The organism is Paraburkholderia terricola, assembly GCF_900142195.1.
GTDB lineage: Bacteria > Pseudomonadota > Gammaproteobacteria > Burkholderiales > Burkholderiaceae > Paraburkholderia > Paraburkholderia terricola.
In genome coordinates this window covers 1-22137 of sequence record NZ_FRAB01000065.1, presented here as the reverse complement: position 1 = coordinate 22137, position 22137 = coordinate 1, and the positions used below count along the sequence as shown (strand labels likewise).

The following is a 22137-nucleotide window of genomic DNA, read 5'->3' as shown; positions in this document are numbered from 1 at the left end:
CCACGCCCTGCGGGCTCCAAATATCGAATGGAGTGACCGGCCGGGCGTGGCGGTTCAGAGTTGCGGTAGCGCATCAGAGCTGCGCAAGCCCGCCGTCAACCGCGACCTCGCTAGCGGTCATGAAGCTGCTGTCCGGCGATGCGAGAAAGGCGGCCACCGCTGCGATCTCCGCCGGATCGGCCATGCGCTGAAGCGGAGTCATCGAGGCGAAGACCTTCTGGCCCTCCTCGCCTAGCGCTTCCTTCGCGAGTTCGGTCGCCGTCGCCCCGGGCGACAGCACGTTGACCCGGATGCCGGTGCCCTTCAGGTCCTCCGCCCAGCTCCGCGCGAGGTTGCGCACTGCCGCCTTGCTCGCGCTGTAGGCGCTCATTGACGGGGCACCCGTGGTGCCGGCGCTCGATCCGGTCAGGATGATCGAACCGCCCTGGCCCATCAGCGGCAGCGCCTTCTGGACCGTGAAGATTGTGCCCTTCACATTGGTGTCGAAGGTTTCGTCGATGTGCTCGGCGGTGATCTCGCCGAGCCGAAGCTGGCTTCCCGCCCCGGCATTGGCGAAGACGATGTCGAGGGTTCCGCGCTCGGCCTTCACCGCCGCGTAGAGTCGGTCGAGGTCGGCCAGATCGGAGACCGAGCCCTTCATCGCGCGGGCATTGGGCCCGAGGTCGGCCACAGCGGCGTCGAGCGCTTCCTGCCGGCGGCCGAAGATGAAGACGAAGGCGCCCTCCTCGATGAAACGCTTTGCCGCCGCGCGGCCGATGCCGGTAGCGCCACCGGTGATCACGGCGGTCTTTCCATTCAGTCTGGTCATGACATGCATCCTTCCTCGGAGTTGTACGGAAGCAGGAAACTGCTTACTTGAGGGAAGTATGCTGTTCTGGTAACTTGAGGACAAGTATGCACTTTTTGGTAAGTATCAAAACATGACGACGCCCTCTCAAATCTGCGATACCGGCTGCGGACTCAACGCCACGCTCCGCATCATCTCGGGCAAGTGGAAACCGCTGATCCTGTTTTTTCTGCGCGACGGCCCGAAGCGCTACGGCGAGCTCAAGCGCTTGACCCAGGGCGTCAGCGACAAGGTGCTGATCCAGCAATTGAAAGATCTGGAGGCCGATCGCGTGGTAGCGCGGACCGACTACAAGGAAGTGCCGCCGCGTGTGGACTACGCGCTGACCCCGCTCGGTCGCAGCCTGGCCGACGCGATCGTCCCGCTGTGCACTTGGGGAACCGAGAACGCAGCGGAAATGGCAAGCATCTTCGCCGAGCGCGACGCGTTGTCCTAGCGGGATGCTGAAGAACCGCCGGGTCGGACGATGCGAGGCAAAAGGACTTCGATTACATGTGGGCCGGTCTGTGCAAATCTCCCCGTCAATCCAGTGACGGTGGCCGATGTCTCACCTTGAACGACTTCAATCTCCTGCTGTGTATCTGTCCAATCCTCATTCATCCAATCGTAGTCGCCGTTGCTCGGCACCATGATCATTGCTGCGTCGAAATCCAGCGTAAGCGACCCGAGTGCGATGGAAGATATAGAGGCGTTTGATTTGCGCTAGAAGAAGTTGTCTGCAACCCACTGTCGACAATTTAGGCAACACTGTCGAACGGTTCTTTGTGGCCGAACCTTGTCCATTGTCTTCCAGCGCTCGTGGTTTTTCACGCCGCGCGCTACCCGGCAGTCCGTGCCCGACACGGACTGCCCGTCGACCCAGTGCCACATCTACGACGGCTTTCAAGGTACAACGGCCGTTCGTCGACTCGCGACGGTCAGTTCGAAGCGAGGCGACCACCCGGCGATGGCAACTCTGCAGGATGGCTATCTTGTGATGAACGTCAGGCGCTGCTTTAAGCCGCCAAGCCCCGGGCTTCGTGAAGAATCCATTTCGCAAATGCCAGTAGTGGCTCCTCACTCAACTCGATCGGCTCTGGAAGAACGAGGCAGAAGTTTTTGGTAATCGCTTTGCCGTCAGGCCAAGGCGCGACCAAACGGCCTTGTTCAAGCTCTGCCCCGATGTAAAGACGCGGCACCAACGCGACACCCAGGCCAGCCACCGCCGCCTCTATCAGCATCGAATGGAGATCGTAACGTGCGCCAACCGCCGAATTGGTCAGCACGATGCCGGCCTCTTGTGCATAAAGCTGCCACGCGTCCGGATTTTGCCGCCTGTGAAGGCGTGGCAGCTCGTCGAGCGACAGGTTCGCAGCGGCGTCCGCGAGGAGCGCCGGACTACAGACGGGCACAAGCACCTCCTCCAGCAGGTGATGTAGATGCATACCCGCCCATGCTGGATGCCCAAAATGGATTGCTGCATCGAAACCGCTACCCGCAAGAATGAAGGGCTCCATCCGCTCGGCGATATGCACGGTGATGTTCGGATGCATATTCTGAAAGCGTTTCAGCCGAGGGATAAGCCAACGGGTGGCGAAGGTCGGAATGGCGGCGATATCAATGCTCGCGCCCTCGATGGGCTGCCCCATCAGATATAGGCTGTCCCGTTCCAGTCGATCCAGAACCTCGCGAACCTGCAACGCGTATCGCGTGCCGCTGGGCGCAAGCCTCACCCGATTTCCAACGCGCTCGAACAGCGCGACACCCAAAAACGCCTCCAGGCGACCGATCTGACGACTGATGGCGCCCTCGGTCAGCGCCAACTCCTCGGCCGCGCGGGCGAAGCTGCCGTGTCGAGCCGCAGCCTCAAAAGCCAGGAGCGCGGAATTGCTTGGAATCTTACGTCGCATCGAAAGTCTCGCCGGTTGGAATGCGTTCGACCAGCTTGAGCAAACATCACTGAAGGCTGACTTTATATCGCTATATACGCGGAAAACATCAGATTAGCATTACGTTACTGCAATGAACATGGGTCGCTTGCTGCACCATGACCAGGCGTCACGAAGGATAATCTGATGATCTACACCGTGGAATGCAGCTTCGCCGATGCCAACAGCGAAGCCGAATGGAATGACTTCTACAGCCTTGAAAAGCTGCCCGCCCTCATCTCGGTTAGTGGCTTTCACACATCGCAGCGCTTCAAGTCGTTAAGCGACGGTTGCCCGGTCTACCTCGCCGTCCACACGATTGACGGTCTCGATGTTCTGACGGGAGCGGAATATCGCCAGAAAGGCGGTGGCAATTTTGCAAGGTGGCAGCAACACATCACCGACTGGCATAGAAATCTCTACAGCGATATCGGCCTTGCGCCGGCGGTCAATGCTGACGAACTCCTCGTGCTTTGCGCAGGCGGCCCCGAACCTCTGATCCAGATGGGCCTTACACCGTTGGCCATGCGAGCAGTCGCGCTGGAGAAGTTTCCGGACCGCCGTTGGCTCGCAAGACTGCCTCGGCGAAACGCTCAACTTGTCGAGAGCATGTCGGAAGGCGTCCACCTCTACGCGCCGATGACGGAACAACTGATACGCTCCTGCACCGTTTCGACCGGACAGGAAAAATAGGTCCGCGATGCCCAATGTCACTTTCTATATTCCTACCGGGCAAATGCCGTCTGATGAGAGGCTTGCCGAACTTTCCAGCGACTGCATCGTACTCTGTACGAGTGTCCTTGAAGCGGCGCTCGAAAACGTTCATGTCGTCTATGTCGACGTTCGGCATGGGCACGGACATCCCGTCTTCGCGGAAATCCAATATCGCCTTGAGACGTTTCGCACGCCTTCGGTGATGAACCAGTTCATGGAAGCCCTGGACGATGCCATTGCGCACCGCACGGGTTTCACGGCGCGCATCCGTTGTTTTGGGTATGCCGCATCGAACCTTCACGCCCGAAACTAAAAAGTCTTCCGGAGAAGAACTGTGTCCACCTTTGCCTTTCCAAGTCAGCGAGCCGGGGATTTCACGATCACCGCAATCAGCGACGGCTACCTTACCGCTAGTCTGGACTTCCTCTCGAACATCGCCCCGTCCGAGGCATCAAGAATGCAAAGTGATGCAGGGCAGAAGGAGCCTTCCGCCGTACATATCAACTGCTATGTAGTACGCGGAGCGGGCCGCACGATTCTCATCGACGGTGGGGCGGGAGGCATCAAGCAATGGGGCGGCCGCCTGAGAACCCATTTATCGCTTGCTGGCGTCGAACCATCCGAGATCGACACGATCCTGCTCACACACGCCCATCCCGACCATGTCGGCGGGCTAGTGGACACAGCCGGACAAATTACCTTTCCGAATGCGGAGCTTGTTGCTCATCAGCAAGAGGTCGCATTCTGGCAGGATGACGGAAACCTAAGTCGTGCCAGCGAGCGTGCCCGCGGTAACTTCCTGATAGCGCGTCGAGTATTCGACGGCTACCGCGACAAGCTTCGCACTTTCGATGACGGAGAAGTGCTTCCCGGTATCAGAGCGATGCCGCTACCGGGACACACCGATGGACACTCCGGATATCTTGTCGAATCCCCTGATCAGGGCCTGCTTGTTTGGGGAGACATTGTTCATTTCCCGCACATCCAGATTGAACGGCCGGACGTATCGATCGCATTCGATCAGGACCCTTCCCTGGCAGCCGCCACACGATCACGGCTTCTGGACCTGGTCAGTTCGGAGGGACTTTTGATCGCAGGTATGCATTTCGGGGAACTCGGCTTCGCGCGAATCAAGCGAACGAGCGGGAGCTACGGTCTGCGTTATGAGACCGAAGCATGAGGCCGCGCACAGAAGTGACTATGTCTGATACCACTCCGGCACTACGCACCGGAGCAACGACGAACAGTGCGATGCCGTGACAACAGCCGTGGCCGCTCCGTGTTTAGCTTCGTGTTTATTAAGGGACGTTCTCACTGCACTAACTGAGCGGCCGCTTCGGTTGACGAAGGAGCGTTTGTCTTTGTCAAGCGGATGGCCGGTTACGGGGTGAAGCCGACGCTTGAACGTCCGAGGGACGACCCATGCGAACGGCGGCTCCAGGCCGTTCCCTGCCTGCTGGCGGTCGGCGATCAACGGCAGCAATGCGCCGCGCACCGCGCCACCCGCACCGAACCCGGCAGGTCCGCCATGCATTTCGACCAGGGCGGCGAAACGCTCCCACGGGTCGTCCACCTGTGCGGCGATCACGAGGTCGCCATCCGCGGCGCGGAACACGCCATAGAGCGTCGACGTAGGCATGTCGTGACCGGTCTGCTCAGGGACGATGCCTTGCATCGTGTAGCACTGCACCGCGTATTCGTGCATCGACACCAGCGTGTCGTAGAGAGCCATGTCGATGTGCTGGCCGCGACGCTCTTCACACGACCGAGCAACTCGGCGTTGATCGCGGCCACGGCGTGAATACCCGTGTACATATCGCCGAGCATCAGGCCGCACGCGCTCACCGCCATTGCCCCCCAACCGCGCGCAGGATGATCTATCCTGAATGACTGACGGTCAGCGCCGGTTGCCGGCCATCCAATCAAGGAACCGCAAAACAAGAGGTATCTGATGGATACAGTGTCAAGTTCCCGCGTCCGGTGCAGGCAGGTTTCCGATCTTCCGTGCCCGAAGGGTCTGCCTTTTGTCGGCAACCTTCATCAGCTATCGCCGACCCGCCTTCATCTCGTGCTCGAACAATGGGCCCAGGAACTCGGCTCGCCTTTCAGGTTCCAGATCTGCCGGATGCCTGTGACAGTGTGGACCGATCCGGAACTGTGCCAGGCCATCATGCGCGAACGTCCGCACCGGTATCGCCGTTATGCATCGATCGAGCCGGTGCTGGAGGAAATCGGCACCAACGGACTGTTTTCTGCCGAGGGCGCAGCTTGGGCGCCTCAACGGAAACTGATCATGCAATCGTTGTCCATCCCGAATATCAAGGCGTTTTATCCCGGTCTCAAGGCCACCACGGAGAGGCTTTACCGACGTTGGCAAAGCGCCGCGGCGCACGGCAAGGTCGTCGAGATGACTGACGATCTGAAGCGGTACACGGTGGATGTCACCAGTGCTCTTGCTTTTGGCGAGGACCCGCGAACCCTGGAACAGGACCGGGGTGTCATACAGGAACATCTCGCGCTTATCTTTCCGATGCTGATGAATCGCATCAACGCGCCTTTTCCGTACTGGCGGTATGTCAAGCTCCCTCGGGACCGCCAACTCGACCGCTCCCTGGTCGAAGTTCACCGATATGTGCGCAGCATGATGAGCCGGGCACGTGAACGGATCCGCGATGAACCGTCGGAGTCGCCACGTCATCTCCTCGAAGCGATGCTGGCCATGCGCGACACGCCCGGCTCCGGCGTCACCGACGACCAGGTCGCCGCCAATGTTCTGACGCTACTGCTGGCGGGCGAAGACACGACGGCAAATTCGATAGCGTGGGCTTTGCTATACATTGCCGCAGATCCGGCCTTGCAACAGAGGCTCTTCGACTCAGCGCGCGGTGTGCTCGGCTCGGAATCCGTTTGCCCGGACTTCACGTCGTTGAAGCAACTGGATCTGTTCGAGGCTGTCTGCACGGAGACCGGAAGGCTGCGTCCTGTCGCCGCGGTGAACTCGTTCGAGCCATTGGAGGATGTGTGTCTCGCCGACATCATGCTGCCGGCTGGCACGAAGATGTTTTTCCTGAATCGGCCCGCGACACTCGACGAGAAAAATTTCTCGAATCCGTTGCAATTCGACCCTGATCGCTGGCTGCATGACGGGAGCCGCCCGCGTACAGCGCACGACCCGCGCGCGTACCTGCAATTCGGCGCGGGGCCGCGTGTGTGTCCGGGACGTTACCTGGCTGCGGTCGAAATGCGCCTGGTGCTGTCGATGCTGATGGCGAACTTCTCGATTCAGATGGCTGTCGATCCAGGTACGATCCGGGAGGTCACGGCCTTCACCATGGTTCCGAGTGCCATGCCGGTGCGTCTGACCGCACGGACCGCCTAGATTTTTCGCCCCGCGCATCCGATCGATCCGGTTCCGGTGCGCGCAGGAGCGCAAGTGCGTGTAAATTCGAATCCAGTGGCCTCCGACCCGCCACGGCGTCTTCCAATCGGTCGCCATCGGAGTGAGTCTTACAGGAGCCGATATGAACACGAAGCACAACAAAAAAGAACATCTGGAAGCCGCAGCGTCACATCACGAGAAGGCGGCACGATATCACCGCGAGGCGTCGCGGCATTTCGAGGCCGGTAAAGACTATGCCCACGCCGCACACCAGTCGATGATGGCCTACGGCCACACCTTGTACGCGATCGATCAGGCACACGAGGCCGGTGCACACAGCGCCACTACGCCGCCGATAACGCCTGCATCGACCGGCTCTGACAAAAACAACGAAATTGCGGCAAAACATCACGCAACGGCAGCAGAGCTTCACGACCAGGCGGCACTGCATATGCGTCATGCCGTCAAGCTCTTCGATCAAAACCGTAGCGCAGTCGCCCACGACGCGCAGCTAGCGCTCTCGCTTGCACTGCGTGCCTTGTCCCATGGCAACGAAGCAGCCCGACTATTTGTGAAACTCGCTGCCGTCGAAGCTTCGTGAGTGATGTGTCTGGCCGAGTGTTTCAGCGTTGAGCGGTTCCATTGGTGTCGCTCATTGAGCGTACCGAAGGCTGAACCGCTACCTTCACGGCACCGGCGCCGGACAGCACCAGGTTGTCGGCGGATCTACGGTCGCGCCAGCCGTAAAGATCCGCGCACAGCTGAATCCAGCGTTCCACTCACTCGGGCTAGGCCTTTCGGTTCAGCCAGTCTGCCGCAATGGACTTCGCATGAGCGACGGCCTCCTGCGCGTCAAGGAACACACCGAGCTGTTCCCAATTCTCCTCGGTCGCGTAAGTCCCCTTCATACCGAGTGCTCTTTGTATGCGCAACTGCGCCGAGTACCTGCCGTCCTCCAGTGGTCGAGCAGTTGCAATCACTTTGTGCGGAAGACCAGATCTCTCCGGTTGAACCAACTCAACAGGACCGCCCGGCACGGCAATGTCCTTCAACTCGTTTCTCACCTTGCAGTCTGGGCAATAGAAGCACCACCCCTCGTTCTCATGAATGGAGCCGACCTGCCCGCGGGCCAGCACGGCGCGACATTCAACGTTTTCGCAGATGAACGGCATAGCAGTCTCCTGAGTTGTTTGCGGGAAATCCTAGCATGACCGCCCTCGCCCAACCATCGGCATTGTTGCCGTGCCTGTTCTGCGCGCTCGAGGTTGAACGTCACCCTTATTCACTCCCCAAGGAAAACCCTCAGCCGCGGGTCGACTTGATCGCGGTACGCGGTCACAACGTCGCCATGATCGGGGCATCGGTCGGAGCGGATTCGCCCGGTTCGCGATCACGATCGTCCTCCACGCGTTTGACTGCCCTGTTCCAGCATGGCGCTCTTCGCTGCAAGTGCAACGTAAGCAACCGGGGTTAAAGACTGTTTCGCGCTGCTCTCAGTGGCGGGGCTGCTCATCTCAACCGGATGGCATCCGCTGTGGTCGCTGATAACGACGGCCTGCGCACAGGCATATTGGCAGACGCGCGCTGGACGGCGGTGGCAGATAGCGGCGGCGCATAACCCATGCGGCGAGCTTGTAAAGGCGCGATGAGTTGCATATGTTCATACATGAGTCACCTGTCTATGCGACCGTGCAAGCGCTCGCGGGGTCTCGCCCATTCCTCGGAGTCGATCCAAGTGAATGATCGCCACCTTTCGGAGAGCATCGGCCATGGTCGAGAAGAATCGGATTCGTGCTGTGTTCCTCGCCCTGGCGATCGCCGCGTTTGCACCGGCCTGTCAGGCGCAAAACACCACCGACTGGCTGGCGAACACCTATGGCACCCTCGCCGGCCACGTCGGCAACACTGCGCGTGCCATGTGGGTCGCGCCCGAGGGGGTGATCTATACGGCCTCCATGTGGGACGAGTACGAGGGCGGCGTCGCCATCTACCAGAACGGTCGCAGCGCCGGCTCGATCGGGACTCACGGTGAGTTCCAGGGCAGCGCCATTACCGGAAACGCCGCTTCGATTTTCGCGGCGCTGCAGTACAGCAGCGCCTACGGAAGCGGCGCGGTGGGACGCTACAACCGTACCACCAGGACCCGCGATCTTTTGATTCAGGTCAGTGCGTTGAGCAACCAGCCTCGGGTCGATGTCGTCACCGGACTCGTCACCGCCGGTTCGCTGCTCTATGCGAGCGACTTCTTTGGCAATCGCGTCCGGGTCTTCACCACCGACGGTGTGTGGAAGCGCGACATCAACGTCGCGAGTCCGGGCGCGCTCGCCCTGGATGGCGCGGGCAACGTCTGGGTTGCACAGAAGAAGACGGGCACGATCGTCGAGTTCAGCCCAACCGGCGCGCTGCTGAATACCATCCAGATGCCTGTCGACTCGCAGCCATCGGCGCTCTATTCCGATGCCTCAACGGGGCAGCTCATGGTCGGCGACGAGGGCCCTGACATGAATATCAAGCGCTACAAGCTCTCGGGCACGCCCACACTGGCCGGTACATTCGGCATTCAGGGTGGTTATCTCGACACCACGACGGGAATCAAAGGCCAGGTCGGTGCGAAGCGCTTCACCCGCGTCACGGGCATCGGCAAGGACACCGCCGGCAACCTCTACGTGCTCAACAACCCGTGGGGAGGAAGCTGGGACCTCGGCCGCGACGGCGGCACCGACATTCACGCGTATGGCACCGCCGGCAACTTGCAGTGGACGCTTCAGTCCCTGAACTTCGAGGGCGTCGCCGCGCCGGACCCGGCCACCGATGGCGCGTTGTTCTATGGCGGCACCAGCATTCACGCCGGCACCGCAGGCGGCACCTTCGTCGCGAATACCGTCGATCCGTTCGCCTATCCGTCGGACCCGCGCGTCAACTTCAACGATCGCGCACGGGATGAGCACTTCGGTCAACTTGCCAGCGTGGGCGGCAACCGGATTCTCGTGGTGTCCAGCCAGAATCCCGATACGTTCTACTTCTTCCACTTCAACGCTGCGAATGGCTACATCGCGATACCGGACGCCACCCTTCCCGGTACGGCGTTCAATACGACCGCACCGGTCAGAAACGGGTTCTGCATCGACAGCAAGGGGGGCGTGTGGGCCGGTCTGGACAGGACCGGTTATATCTACCACTATCCCTTGACCCGCTTCGACGCCAGCGGCAAGCCAGCATGGGGGTCCGGTATCCCGGTCCGCATTCCCGCCAGCATCCAGCCGTTGACGCGCATCATCTACCTGGCGGACAGCGACACCATGATTCTCGGACAGGGCATCGTGGGCAGCACGGACTGGACGTCGATCGGCACGCGGATCGAGGTGTATCACGGCTGGAGCGCGGGCAACACCACCGCGCCGAACCCGGTGATCAACCTCGCTAACGCCGGCGCCAAGTCGATTGCCGCGGCCGGCAACCATCTCTTCGTCGGCTACTGGTTCGGTGGCAGCGGGCCGGCCAGGCCGAACATCGACGCCTTTAACCTCGCTACCGGCAACCTCGACGCCACACTGATCAACACCAATAGCAGTACCGTGGACGCCAGCAGCGCCCTCGATTCGATGTACGGCGTGAGGGCCTATCTTCGATCGACCGGCGAGTACGTAGTCACGAAGAACAACGTCAAGGGTTCCAGCATCACCGTTTATCGCTGGACGCCGTGATCGTGCGCTCAGTCCAGTCCATGAGAGAGGCCCCGGCGCGGATTGGCACTTGTGCTGAACAGAGCGGGTGCAAATCGGGTTTTCTACACCGTCGTGGAACCGCGCAATAGAACTTCTGTTTCGAGCGAATGAAGCGCTCGAGACCGAGGACTTTTGCCGGGTCCGCTCTCGCCTGAAGAACGCCTTGTGCCTGGCGCATCAGCCAGAAGAACCTTCGATCAGCCCGCCGACCTGCCGGGCTGAATCGTTGCCTTTGTCTCAATGCGTGGCGACGGAATCGAGCCCGGTCGATGTCACTTCCGGCTGCACGGCGGGCGACGCGAGATAGTCGAGCAGCGCTTTCGCCTCCTTCGGATGCTGCGCGCCGACCGGTATGCCCGCGGCAAAGCGCGTGACGGACTGCATCGACTCCGGAATCTTGCCGACGTACGCCGCGCCCTTCACCGGCAGCAGCTCGCTCACCTGCTGAAGACCCACTTCGTAGTCGCCGGTCGCAACCACGGACGCCACCGGAATCTTCGGGATCATCCTCGCCCTGGTTTTCACCTGTTCCTCGATGCCGAGCCGCCTGAACAATTCGCGCTCGACATAGACGCCACTCGCGCTATCCGAGTACGCGATCGACCGGGCATGCAGCAAGGTTTCCTTGAGCGCCGCCTCGGACGCGATGTCGGGCTTCGGCGCGCCGTCGCGCACGACCATGCCGATGCGCGAATCCGCGAGTTCGACGCGCGAATCGGGCATCACCTTGCCCTGCTTGATCAGGTCGTCGAGTGCATAGCCGACCATGATCACCACGTCGGCAGGCTCGCCGCGCTGAAGACGGTTCGGAATGGCCTCCGGCGACTTGCCCATCGACGGGCCGAGCGCGGTATCGAGCGTGTTGCCGGTCGACGCCGCGAACTTCGGGCCGAGCAGCTTGTAGGCGGCGGTAAAGCCGCCCGAGGTCATCACGTGCAGATCGGCGGCCTGCACATTCGCCGCGACGGCGCTGACGAGCAGCGCCGCCGCGCAGAGTTTCAGAAGAATGGATTTCATGGTCGAAGGAATGTCAGTCTGAAATTCGAGGCGCGCAGCGATGCTTCAGGAAGCGGCAGGCAGCGGAACGGCACGGCGCCGATACAGTGCCAGCGTGGCGCCTAGCCCGCACACCGCGGCGAAGCTCATCCAGTAGCCGGGCGCGGCCTTGTCGCCCGTCGTATGAATGAGCGCGGTCGAGATGACGGGCGTGAACCCGCCGAAGACCGCCGTGGCGAGGCTGTAGGCCAGCGAGAATCCCGCGACACGCACTTCGACCGGCATCACTTCGGTGAGCGCGACGATCATTGCGCCGTTGTACATGCCATACATGAACGAGAGCCAGAGCAGCACGAGCAGCATGTTGACGAAGCTCGGCGCGTGAGCCAGCAGCGATAGCGCGGGGTAGGCGGTCGCAATCGCCAGGACCGTCATGCCGAGCAGGAGCGGACGGCGTCCGATCCGGTCCGACAACGCGCCGCCGACCGGCAGCCAGATGAAGTTGGAGATCCCCACGCACAGCGTGACGAGCAGGCTGTCGGCGGTGCTCAGATGCAGGACCGTCTTGCCGAAGGTCGGCGCATACACGGTGATCAGATAGAAGCTCGTGGTGGTCATCGCGACCAGCAGCATGCCGGCGATCACGACATTCCAGTGCTGCACGAGCGTGGCGAAAACCTCCTTCATGCCCGGGCGATGCTGGCGCTGTTTGAATTCCCGCGTTTCCTCCAGATTGCGCCGAAGAACGAAGATGAAAGGCACGATCATGCAGCCGACGAAGAACGGCACGCGCCAGCCCCACGCGGCGATCGCCGCCGTGTCCAGCCACTGGTTGAGCGCGAAGCCGAGTGCCGCTGCCACCACGATCGCCACCTGCTGGCTGGCGGACTGCCAGCTCGTGAAGAACCCCTTGCGGCCGGGCGTCGCCATCTCGGCGAGATAGACCGACACGCCGCCCAACTCCGCACCCGCCGAGAAGCCTTGCAGCAGACGGCCGATCAGCACCAGGGCCGGCGCAACGAGTCCGATCGTTGCATAGCCGGGCACGAACGCGATCAGGATGGTGCCGCTCGCCATGATCGACAGCGTGAGGATCAGGCCCTTGCGACGGCCGACATCGTCGATATACGCGCCGAGAATGATCGCGCCGAGAGGCCGCATCAGGAAGCCCGCGCCGAAGACCGCGAAGGTCATCATCAGCGAAGCGAACTCGCTCCCCGCCGGGAAAAAGACCGCGGCAATCTGCGTGGCATAGAAGCCGAACAGGAAGAAATCGAACTGCTCCAGGAAGTTGCCCGCCGTCACGCGAAGTACGGCGGAGGCCTTCGATTGCCCGGGGGCCAGGGAGGTTGAGGGGGAATGCATCGAGACGTCTCCAGAAATTTTGAGCTTGCGGTGCTCGGCGGATTGTTGTTTGTCGAATACTCGCCCGAACGCCGCGAAACGATAAGTGCTATTTTTGGAACGATTGATGTGCGGGGGTTATCAGTGGCGGCCAGGCGATGCACGAGATCCTGTCCGCCGATCGGCCCGCATGACGAGGATCGCGCGGCAAAATCCGGCCCGGCGATGCTAGAATCGCCGGCGTCTTTATCCTCTCCATCATGACTTCACGCTCCCGCCACCACCTGACCGCATGGCTTGGCCTGATCGCCATGTGGCTCGTCGTGTTCGCGCCGGTCGTGAGTCAGATGCTGGCGTCGAGCCGTGTGCATGAGCCCATTGCGGCGCTCTGTTCGGCGCTTCAGCCGAGCGGGCCGAGCGACGCGAGCGCGATCGCTCAGGCCGGCCCCGCGCCGGTCAGTCTCAGCCACGACGACGCCTTCGGCGCGTGCGGCTACTGCCATCTGCTCGAACATCACGTCGCGATGTCGGTTGTTGCCGCCGTCGATCTGCCGGCGCCGCTCGCGCTTGCCGGCACCGCGCCGCCCACCCTCTCCACCCGTTTCACGCCGCTCGGCGCGTTTCCGTCCGGACGTCCCCGAGACCCGCCTGTCGTTTCCTGATTGCCGTTGTTCCTGATTGCGTATTCGTCGCGTCCGTCGAGGGCGCGCGCGATCGCCTGTTCAATGCATCGAGGAAACGTTCATGTTCAAGCTCGTTCTGCGAAGGCTGTGCCTTCGCGCTCGCCGTTGCGCGCCCGCGCGGCGTTCGCCGCGGTCTAGGCCCGCACACTTCTCAGTGCATCCTTTGGTTCAGTTGCCCACTTGTTTGGCGCGGTACTGGCCTGCCGGCGCGACCGTCTATCTGCCCGGCTGTTTATCCGTCTTCGTTCCGGCGTTGGTGCCGGCATTCATCCCGTCGCCGGCTCATGCGGAGAACGCAATCGCGGACGCCACGCTGCCGGCAGTCAGGGTCAGCGCGAATGCGGCCGGCACGCCGCGCGCCGTGGACCCGAATCTGCCGGCGTCCGTCGAGACGGTGACCCGCGAACAGTTCGACAACTGGAACGTCGTCAACACCGAGGACGTGCTGAAGTACATGCCGAACCTTGCGGTGCGCAAGCGCTTCATCGGCGACCTGAATGCGATCATCGCCGTGCGCGGCACGAGCAACACGCAGAGCGCGCGCGGTCTCGTCTATGCGGACGGTCTGCTGCTCAGCAATCTGCTCGGCAGCAGCTTTTCGTTTCCGCCGCGCTGGTCGATGGTGTCGCCCGACGAGATCCAGCAGGTCGACGTGATCTACGGGCCGTTTTCCGCGCTGTATCCGGGCAATTCGCTCGGCGCCACGGTGCTCATCAGCACGCGGATGCCGAAAAAATTCGAAGCCGACGCGGACCTCAAAGCCTTCACCCAGCACTTCAGCCTGTTCGGCGTGAATCAGAACTTCAACGGCAGCGAAGCGAGTGCGTCGATCGGCGACCGGATCGGCAAGTTCTCGTATCGGCTCGGCGTGAACCACCTGGACAACACCAGCCAGCCGCTGCAATTCACCACGCTCGCCAAATCGACCACGCCCGCGAACGCCGGCGATACCCCGGTGAGCGGCGCGCACTTCTACAACAACCAGACCAATACGCCGACCGCGGTGCTCGGCGTGAACGGCGAAGGCATCGAGCACACCGTGCAGGACCAGTTCAGGCTGAAGATGCAATACGACTTCACGCCGACGCTGCAAGCCGGCTTCACGCTCGGCTACTGGCATCAAACGTATAACAGCGCGACGTCGAGTTTCCTGCGCGACGCGAACGGCAACCCCGTATACAGCGGCAAGGTTGCGATCGACGGCTACGAATACACGATTCCCGCCGCCGCATTCGCCCCGAGCCTCGGCCATAGCGAGAACTGGCTCTACGGCGTGTCGCTGAAAACGCGCAACGCCACGGGCTGGAACGGCGAGGCGATCGCTTCCTACTACGACATCCGCAACAGCGTGGCGCGCACCGCGAGCTCGGGTGCGCCGGGCAACGGCCCCGGCACGATGATGCTCGGCGACGGCACGGGCTGGAAAACGCTCGATCTGCGCACCACTTACACGCCCGCGGTGACACAAGCCGGGCTCGCGAATCACGCGCTGAGTTTCGGCTATCACTACGACAACTACTTCCTCGACAACAAGAGCTACAACACGCTCAACTGGCGCGACGGCGCGGCCACGTCGTTTGCCAACGCATTCGCGGGCAAGACGCAAACCCAGGCGCTGTACGCGCAGGACGCCTGGCGTTTTCTGCCACGCTGGAAGCTCGTGTACGGCGTGCGGTATGAAGACTGGCAAGCCTATGGCGGTTCTCAGGCATTGCCCGGCAAAAGGCTTGCATACCGCGATGCAAGCCAGCAGCATTTCTCGCCGAAAGCGTCGCTCTCGTTCGATGTCAGCGACGACCTGAGCTTGCGCGCTTCCATCGGCCGCGCTTATCGGTTTCCGACTGTCAGCGAATTGTTCCAGGGGCAAATCAACGGCGCCTCGATCGTCAACAACAACTCGAACCTGAAGCCCGAAGACGATCTTTCGAAAGAACTGAGCGCCGAATGGGCACACTGGAATGGCGTATTCCGCTTCTCGCTGTTTCAGGACGACGTGAAGAACACGATCTTCAGTCAGACCGATACGACCGTGATTCCCAGCGTGACGAACTTCCAGAACATCGGCAAGGTGCGCTCGCGCGGCGTGGAAACCAGCTACTCGGGAGAGGACGTGTTCGTGCGCGGCCTCGATCTGCTGGCGAGCGTGGCCTATACGCAATCGAAGATCATCGCCAACGCGCAAAACCCGGCCACGGTCGGCAAGTACTTCTATCGCATTCCGCTGTGGCGCGTGAATCTCGCGGCGACTTATCACATCGACGAACGCGCGGCGCTCACGCTCGCCGCGCGCTATTCGGGCCGCCAGTACAACACGCTCACCAATACCGACACGAATCCCGACGTGTTCGGCGGCACGAGTTCGTACACGGTGGCCGACGCGAAGTTCACCTTCAAGCCGACGAAGCTGAGTGAAATCGGCATCGGCGTCGACAACCTGTTCGATGCCCGCTACTTCGTTTATCACCCGTATCCGGGCCGCACGTTCTACGTCGAGGCGAAGCTGCGCATGTGAACGCGATGCGCTGCCACGCGTAGGCGCCGGGCGCGAACCGATTGACCCATTTTTCGTTTCAGGAAGATTCCATGTCGACCACGACCACTCAACGCACGGCTGCGCTCACCGGCATGCCGAATGCAGGCTATCGCACGCTGTGGCGCTGGCATTTCTATGCAGGGCTCTTCGTGATGCCGTTTCTGATCGTGCTTGCGATCACCGGCACGCTGTATTGTTTTCAGCCGCAAATCGAGCCGCTGCTTTATCCGCACCGGCTGATCGTCGAACCGCGAGCGACAGCCAGGCTCAGCGAAGACACGTTGCTTGCCAAGGCCCGCGCGGCGATGCCGCGAGGCGCGGCTGCCGTGACCGCGGTGATTGCGAGCGCGCCGGATCGCAGCGCCGAATTCGTGTTCCGTCTGCCTGACGGCGAAAAACAGAGCGTCTATCTGAATCCGTACAGCGGCGAGGTGCTGGGCACGCTGAGCGTCGAGCATCGCTTCATGCAAGTCGACCGGATGCTGCATCGCAAGCTGTTGCTCGGCAAACCCGGCGAACTGCTGATGGAACTGGCCGCATGCTGGACGCTGGTGATGATCGGCACCGGCGTCGCACTCTGGTGGCCACGCGAGAAAACCAGCTTACGCGCCGCGTTGACGCCGAGCTTCGCGCTAAAGGGCCGCGCGCTGTGGAGGAACATCCACGCGGCGATGGGTATCTGGCTCGCGCTCGGCGCCTTGGCGTTCGTATTGACGGGGCTGCCGTGGTCGGGTTCGTGGGGCAAGCAGTTCAAGGCGCTCGCGAGCGCGGCGAATCTGGGCGCGCCGCCGGGATCGTGGGGCGGCTTGCCGTTGCGCTCGGTATGGCCGGGCGCGCGAGGCGAGCGGGCCACCGTCGGCGATACGTCCGCCGCGGCGCAATCCGCGCATACGGCACACGGAGAACACAGCGGGCACGAGGCCCACGCATCGAACGCGGACTCGATGCCGGGCATGGTCATGGACGATCTGCCCTTGCCGCTTACGCCGTGGGCGGTCGGCAACACGCCGGTGCCGTCCTCCGTCGATGCGCGTGCTCACGCGTCCGAGGCGCTGCCGCTTGGGCGCATCGTCGCGCTGACGGCATCGCTCGGCGTGACCGATGGCTACAACATCGCGCTGCCCGCATCGCCGACGGGCGTCTACACCGTCTCGTACTTTCCGGCCGATCCTAAACAGGAGCGCACCCTGTACATCGACCAATACAGCGGCGCGGTGCTGAAGGACATTCGCTATGGCGATTACGGCGCGGTGTCCAAGGCGGTGTCGTATGGCACGTCGCTGCATATGGGCCGCTACTTCGGCGTCGCGAATCAGATTCTTTGCGCCGCGATTTCGCTCGGACTCGCGGGCATGGCCGTAACCGGCTGCGTGATGTGGTGGAAGCGGCGGCCGCAACGCGCGCTCGGCGCGCCGTCGCGCGAACGGGCCGCGCCGCCGATGCGCGGCTGGAAAGCCGCACTTGTCCTGCTCGGCATCGTCTTTCCGTTGATGGGCGCGACGCTCGTCGCCGTGTGGCTCGCCGATCGGGCATTTTTCGGGCGGACTTCGCGGCGTGATCCGGACGCACAGCCTTCCTGAGCTATCGCGGCGTCGTTGCATAGTTTGATCGTTTACGATACATTTTGCTCGGTTATGAGTGATTTCAAATCGAGCAAGGCGGAGACATGCAACGAACACGACAGGAAGCAATGGAAGGGCTTCTGCCCGAGCAGCGCGAGCAGTTGATCCTGGAGCGGCTGCGCGCGCAAGGGCGCGTGCTCGCCTCGTCGCTCGCGGCGGAATTGCAGACTTCCGAACACACGGTGCGCCGTCATTTGCGCGACCTCGCCGAGCAGGGGCATTGCAAGCGCGTCTACGGCGGCGCCCTGCTCCTCTCGCCGGGCGGCGAGCCGGCGGCGGTTCGCATGCGGCAAGCAATGGACCGCAAGGCATGCCTCGCTGCCGCCGCGGCGTCGATCGTCCGGCCGAAACAGATCATCGTGCTCGACACGGGCTCCACCAACGTCGCCATCGCCGCCGCGCTTCCCGACCACGCGGACCTGACCGTCGTGACGAATTCGCCCGAGGCTTGCGCGCGCTTGCTGAACCGGCCGGGAATCGAGGTGATCCTGATCGGCGGACGCATCGCCAGGAACGTGGCCGGCTCGGTCGGCTCGACCGCCTTGCTGCAAATCCAGCAGATCAAGGCCGACCTTTGCTTTCTCGGCGCGTGTGCGCTCGATCCCGATGAAGGCGTCGCCGCCTTCGACGCCGAGGAAGCCGAAATCAAACGTGCAATGGTGAAAGCGAGCGGCCAGATCGCCGTCGCGATGACCTCTGAGAAGCTGATGACCGCGGCGCCATTCGCGGTCGCGGCGGCATCGGCCGTCGATTATCTGTTTGTCGAAGCCGACGTGCCTGCCGGGCGGCTCGCGAGACTCGAAGCCGTGTGCGACAACGTGACGGTGGCTCGGTCATGACGTCACACCTCGCATCGAGTATCAAGCCGTTGAAGGAGCGCATTGCGACCATCGGCGTGTTTCTCGCCAACGGATTCGGGATCGGCGCGTGGGCCGTCGAAGTGCCGCGCATCAAGGAAAGCCTCGCGCTCAGCGACACCGCGTTGGGTATCGCGTTGTTCGCCTTCGCGCTGGGCGCCATCGTCGCCATGCCGCTCGCGGGGCAACTCGCGCCGCGCTTCGGCAGCGGCCGGGCCACCGCGCTGCTCGGCGCGGCGTTCGTCGTCGCGCTGCCGCTGCCCGCGTTCGCGCCGGGCATGGCGGCGCTATGCATTGTGCTGTTCATGTTGGGCGCGGCGAACGGCGCGCTCGACGTCTCGATGAACGGACACGCCAGCACCATCGAAACACAGTGGCGCTCGCCGATCATGTCGTCGTTTCACGCGGCATGGAGCGCGGGCGGGCTGCTCGGCGCGGCGACCGGTGCGCTGCTTCAGAAAGGCGGCGTCGGCGTGATCGGCGGTCTGCTGTTGCCGGGTGTTGTCATCGGTATCGTGATCGTCGCCGCCGCGCTTCTCGCGCTACGCGATCTCGGTCCGCGCGCGGCTGCGTCTTCGAGCGGATTCGCGTGGCCGAGCGGCGGCGTGATGAAACTCGCGATGCTCGCGTTTCTGTGCATGCTGGTGGAAGGCGCGGTGGCCGACTGGAGCGCGGTGTACCTTCGCTCGACGTTGAACCAGGAGGCGAGCGTCGCCGCGGTCGGCTATTCCGCGTTCGCATTGTCAATGGCGGCTTGCCGTATTGTCGGCGACGTGTCCGTGCGCCGCTTCGGCTCCAGCAAGGTCGTGGCGTTGGGCGGCCTGATCGCGGTGGCCGGGCTCGCGCTCGTGCTCAGCTTGCCGACGGTGCTCACCGCTTGCGTGGGCTTCGCGATGGTCGGCATCGGCCTCGCGAATATCGTTCCGGTTATTTTCAGCGCGGCGGGCCGCTCGACCGACACGCCGGCGATCGGCGTGTCGATGGCGGCCACCGCGGGCTATGCGGGCTTCCTCATCGGGCCGCCGTTGATCGGGCTCGGCGCCGGCTGGCTCGGCTTGCGCCTCGCGCTGTGCGTGCTCGTGCTGGCCGCCGCGATCGTCTGCCTGCTGGGCGGCAGGGCGGTGCGCGGCGTGCGGCTCGCGTGAAAGTCAGGGCGTCCAGCGATAAACGATCAAACTCGAGCCGTTGTAGTTGTCTTTCGTGATCACGTATTCGCCCGCCGCTCGCTGATAGGCGCGCAGACCGTACATCGAATCCACGTCGTTGCCGACATCCAGCGTACCGGGACTCGAATTGGTGAGCGTGGCGTCGAGGTGGCCCGTGGTGAGGTTGAAGGCGTCGATGTTCGGCACGGTGTGCACGTAGCCGACGAACAGATAATTGCCGGCCGCCGTAATCGACTTCGGATTGGCGCTGGTGAGCGTGATCACCGGATTGGGGTTCGCCCTGTTGCCCGCGCTCCAGCCGTGATACACCTCGATTCTCGAATCGATCGCGGTCCAGTCCCAACTCCCCGCAATCCCTTGCGCGAGGATCATGGTGTCGGTTTCGGGCATGTAGATGATGCGCGTGAGCGGCCGGATGCTCTGCGGAATGGAAGTGGTGGTGCCCGGTCCCCACGCCGGTTTTCCCTCGCCGTTGAAACCGGTCAGCGGGTAGTGATAGATCTGGTTCGTTCTATCCAGACCGGCCCATACGTCTCCCCGGCTGTCGAGGCAGAATCCGCCCGTGACCTGTCGGGTCGTATTGAACGCGGTGCCCGGAATGGATGCGTCCGGTATGGCGATGTAGCCGCTCGCCGGATTGAAATGATAGAAGTTGAACGCGCCGGGATTCTGGCCGGAGGCCACGAGAATCCGGTTCCCGCCAACGTTGACGAGCTGACCGAAGTGCTGGCCGCGCTGCGTGTCGCTCATGCTCAGGCGCGGGTCGGACGGATACGTGAACGGATCGACCGTATTCGCGACGAAGGTGCCGCCCGCGGTGCCCGTATAAATGTTCATGCCGCTATAGAAGTAGGCGCCGTCCGTCGCGGGGTCCGGCGCGGCGACCGCCTCGAAGTTCAGCGCCTGCAGCTTCCATTGCAGAATGCCGGCGCTGTTGTACATGTGAATGTCGGTCGAGCCGTTGCGGCCCAGGTCCCAGCCTCCGCCCCACGGATTGTTGAGCACATACAGGTTGCCGGCGGAATCCCTGCCGATGCCGACGACGCGCGTGAAGCGCTTGTCGCCCACCTGGCCTTTGATGCCGGTCGTGGTGTCGAGATAGCCGCCTTGAACGCCGAACGTGCCGGCCAGCGTCGGCGCGCCCGCAATGTTGTAGAGCTTGATGTTCATGTCCGGACCCTGGTCGCCGACCATGAGTTGCCCGGACAACGCATCGAAATACAGCGCGGAGGGCCGCGATGCGGCGGACATCTGGATGGTGTTCAGCGGCGCGCCGGCCGCGCTGTATTGCGCGATCACGCCGGCGCTCTTGCGGGCGACCCAGAGATTGCCCGCGCCATCCACGGCGAGCGCGCCCGGACCTGAGACGCTGATGTCGCGCTGCCATACGCCGTCCGTCGTATAGACGCGCACGCGATTGCTGAAGAAGTCGCTCGCATAAAGCAGCGAGCCCGCGGTCGCGAGACCGGTGATGACGTCGCCGCGAGGAAGCGCGTCCCACACGCTGACATGAATGACGAGATCGCGGGTTCGAGTCGCGCGGTTGTATCGCACGACCGAACCGGTGCCGTCCGGCGTACCGTACTGCAACGCAGTGAAGATCGACGTGGCATTGCCCGTGATGGCCCCGCCCTGAAACTCGCTGTTGATGCCCATCGAGCCAATGCTCTTGCCGTTCTGGTAGATCGCGACGCCGCCCTCGTTTTCGTCCCACAGGGAAGCCGTATAGATGACGCCCTCGGGCGCGACCCACATCGAGCGTGCGCCGTTGCCCACGTGAGCGGCCAGGGTGCCGTAGGTGTTCGCCAGCCAGTCGGTTGCGTATTGCGCCTGACAGAGAGACGCGATCATCGCAATCACCGCGCCGAGGAACACGGCGCGCATTCGTTTGTGGACCATGAGTGATGCTCTCCCGACGGCGCCCGTTCGATAGTGAATGAATCGGAGACGTGAAATGTTAAATGCAATTGTTAAATAGGCTTGTTAAAAACGGCTATTGAGCTTTAACAGGCTGCTGAAATACAGTCCGACAGAAGCAGCCTTTCTGCACTTACGCGGCTCTCGCCACAAGGTTTATCGCATTGTGCAATTTCAACGTGAATTCCACGCTTGTTCGGCAGTTTGAGGCCAATTTCTGGCTTCATTGCCGCGTTTTTCGCTGCTACAGACGGACTTGTGTCAGTGAGCGCATGCGCACGAGGTTGTAGGCAGCCATGTTCAACACGAACATCTGGTCCACTTTCTTCAACCCGCGCACCACCACCTGGCGCATGCGCCCCACGGTCTTGGCCCACCCGAAGCCTTGTTCGATCAACTTGCGCTTTTGCTGCGAAATGGCGTAGCCCACGCTCGAGGCAATGGTAT

The 22137-nt window shown here is 62.4% G+C and carries 19 protein-coding genes and 1 pseudogene; 12 read left to right on the top strand and 8 right to left on the bottom strand.

Annotation, left to right across the window (positions count from 1 at the left end; translation table 11 throughout):
- Nucleotides 1-73: 73 nt before the first annotated feature.
- The gene (locus BUE39_RS31500; protein ID WP_073432539.1) at nt 74-808 is read right to left on the bottom strand and encodes an SDR family NAD(P)-dependent oxidoreductase; all 735 of its coding nucleotides are present in this window, start codon (nt 806-808) and stop codon (nt 74-76) included.
- A gap of 112 nt (nt 809-920) precedes the next feature.
- Here BUE39_RS31500 and BUE39_RS31495 point away from each other — a divergent pair, with 112 nt between their 5' ends.
- On the top strand, nt 921-1283 hold the full coding sequence (locus BUE39_RS31495; RefSeq protein WP_073432538.1) for a winged helix-turn-helix transcriptional regulator: 363 nt from the start codon (nt 921-923) through the stop codon (nt 1281-1283).
- Between the two features lie 559 nt (nt 1284-1842).
- On the opposite strand, the gene BUE39_RS31490 is transcribed toward BUE39_RS31495, so the two are convergent.
- The gene (locus tag BUE39_RS31490) at nt 1843-2736 is read right to left on the bottom strand and encodes a LysR substrate-binding domain-containing protein (protein ID WP_073432537.1); all 894 of its coding nucleotides are present in this window, start codon (nt 2734-2736) and stop codon (nt 1843-1845) included.
- 165 nt (nt 2737-2901) lie between these two features.
- Between BUE39_RS31490 and BUE39_RS31485 the strand changes: the two genes are divergently transcribed.
- Genes BUE39_RS31485 through BUE39_RS31475 form a run of 3 tightly spaced genes read left to right on the top strand, consistent with a single transcriptional unit; the run spans nt 2902 to nt 4648 of the window.
- A complete protein-coding gene (locus BUE39_RS31485) occupies nt 2902-3447 on the top strand; it encodes a sugar ABC transporter (protein WP_073432536.1) in 546 nt (181 codons plus the stop codon).
- A gap of 7 nt (nt 3448-3454) precedes the next feature.
- Complete coding sequence (locus tag BUE39_RS31480) at nt 3455-3781, top strand: hypothetical protein (protein ID WP_073432535.1); 327 nt, start codon at nt 3455-3457, stop codon at nt 3779-3781.
- A 21-nt stretch (nt 3782-3802) separates the two neighbouring features.
- On the top strand, nt 3803-4648 hold the full coding sequence (locus BUE39_RS31475) for an MBL fold metallo-hydrolase (protein WP_073432534.1): 846 nt from the start codon (nt 3803-3805) through the stop codon (nt 4646-4648).
- A gap of 324 nt (nt 4649-4972) precedes the next feature.
- On the opposite strand, the pseudogene BUE39_RS31470 reads toward BUE39_RS31475, so the two are convergent.
- Nucleotides 4973-5295, bottom strand: a pseudogene (locus tag BUE39_RS31470) (CoA transferase); the annotation flags it as partial.
- A 124-nt stretch (nt 5296-5419) separates the two neighbouring features.
- Between BUE39_RS31470 and BUE39_RS31465 the strand changes: the two are divergent.
- A complete protein-coding gene (locus tag BUE39_RS31465) occupies nt 5420-6847 on the top strand; it encodes a cytochrome P450 (RefSeq protein WP_073432533.1) in 1428 nt (475 codons plus the stop codon).
- Nucleotides 6848-6989: 142 nt separating this feature from the next.
- Nucleotides 6990-7448, top strand: coding sequence for a hypothetical protein (locus tag BUE39_RS35020; RefSeq protein ID WP_159442610.1), 459 nt, complete (start codon nt 6990-6992; stop codon nt 7446-7448).
- Between the two features lie 187 nt (nt 7449-7635).
- Here the strand turns inward: BUE39_RS35020 and BUE39_RS31460 are convergent, their stop codons facing one another.
- Nucleotides 7636-8019, bottom strand: a complete 384-nt coding sequence (locus BUE39_RS31460) for a hypothetical protein (RefSeq protein WP_073432532.1) — start codon at nt 8017-8019, stop codon at nt 7636-7638.
- A 597-nt stretch (nt 8020-8616) separates the two neighbouring features.
- Here BUE39_RS31460 and BUE39_RS31455 point away from each other — a divergent pair.
- Nucleotides 8617-10551, top strand: a complete 1935-nt coding sequence (locus BUE39_RS31455) for an SMP-30/gluconolactonase/LRE family protein (RefSeq protein ID WP_073432531.1) — start codon at nt 8617-8619, stop codon at nt 10549-10551.
- Between the two features lie 258 nt (nt 10552-10809).
- On the opposite strand, the gene BUE39_RS31450 is transcribed toward BUE39_RS31455, so the two are convergent.
- On the bottom strand, nt 10810-11589 hold the full coding sequence (locus tag BUE39_RS31450; protein ID WP_073432530.1) for a substrate-binding domain-containing protein: 780 nt from the start codon (nt 11587-11589) through the stop codon (nt 10810-10812).
- A gap of 45 nt (nt 11590-11634) precedes the next feature.
- Complete coding sequence (gene tcuC / locus BUE39_RS31445) at nt 11635-12933, bottom strand: MFS transporter (protein WP_073432529.1); 1299 nt, start codon at nt 12931-12933, stop codon at nt 11635-11637.
- A gap of 239 nt (nt 12934-13172) precedes the next feature.
- Between tcuC and BUE39_RS31440 the strand changes: the two genes are divergently transcribed.
- From BUE39_RS31440 to BUE39_RS31420, 5 genes are all read left to right on the top strand, one after another.
- Nucleotides 13173-13574 carry a DUF2946 domain-containing protein gene (locus BUE39_RS31440; RefSeq protein ID WP_073432528.1) on the top strand — a complete coding sequence of 134 codons (402 nt, stop codon included), beginning with the start codon at nt 13173-13175 and terminating at the stop codon, nt 13572-13574.
- 82 nt (nt 13575-13656) lie between these two features.
- Complete coding sequence (locus tag BUE39_RS31435) at nt 13657-16107, top strand: TonB-dependent receptor (RefSeq protein WP_083086401.1); 2451 nt, start codon at nt 13657-13659, stop codon at nt 16105-16107.
- Nucleotides 16108-16178: 71 nt separating this feature from the next.
- Complete coding sequence (locus tag BUE39_RS31430; protein WP_073432526.1) at nt 16179-17708, top strand: PepSY-associated TM helix domain-containing protein; 1530 nt, start codon at nt 16179-16181, stop codon at nt 17706-17708.
- A gap of 86 nt (nt 17709-17794) precedes the next feature.
- A complete protein-coding gene (locus BUE39_RS31425; RefSeq protein WP_073432525.1) occupies nt 17795-18589 on the top strand; it encodes a DeoR/GlpR family DNA-binding transcription regulator in 795 nt (264 codons plus the stop codon).
- The gene (locus tag BUE39_RS31420) at nt 18586-19752 is read left to right on the top strand and encodes an MFS transporter (protein WP_073432524.1); all 1167 of its coding nucleotides are present in this window, start codon (nt 18586-18588) and stop codon (nt 19750-19752) included. Before BUE39_RS31425 ends, BUE39_RS31420 begins: the two co-directional genes overlap by 4 nt.
- Before the next feature lie 3 nt (nt 19753-19755).
- Here BUE39_RS31420 and BUE39_RS31415 read toward each other — a convergent pair whose 3' ends face one another.
- On the bottom strand, nt 19756-21672 hold the full coding sequence (locus BUE39_RS31415; protein ID WP_073432523.1) for an NHL repeat-containing protein: 1917 nt from the start codon (nt 21670-21672) through the stop codon (nt 19756-19758).
- 262 nt (nt 21673-21934) lie between these two features.
- Nucleotides 21935-22137 (bottom strand): transposase (locus BUE39_RS31410; RefSeq protein WP_200799508.1); only part of this gene is annotated, 203 nt, incomplete at its 5' end.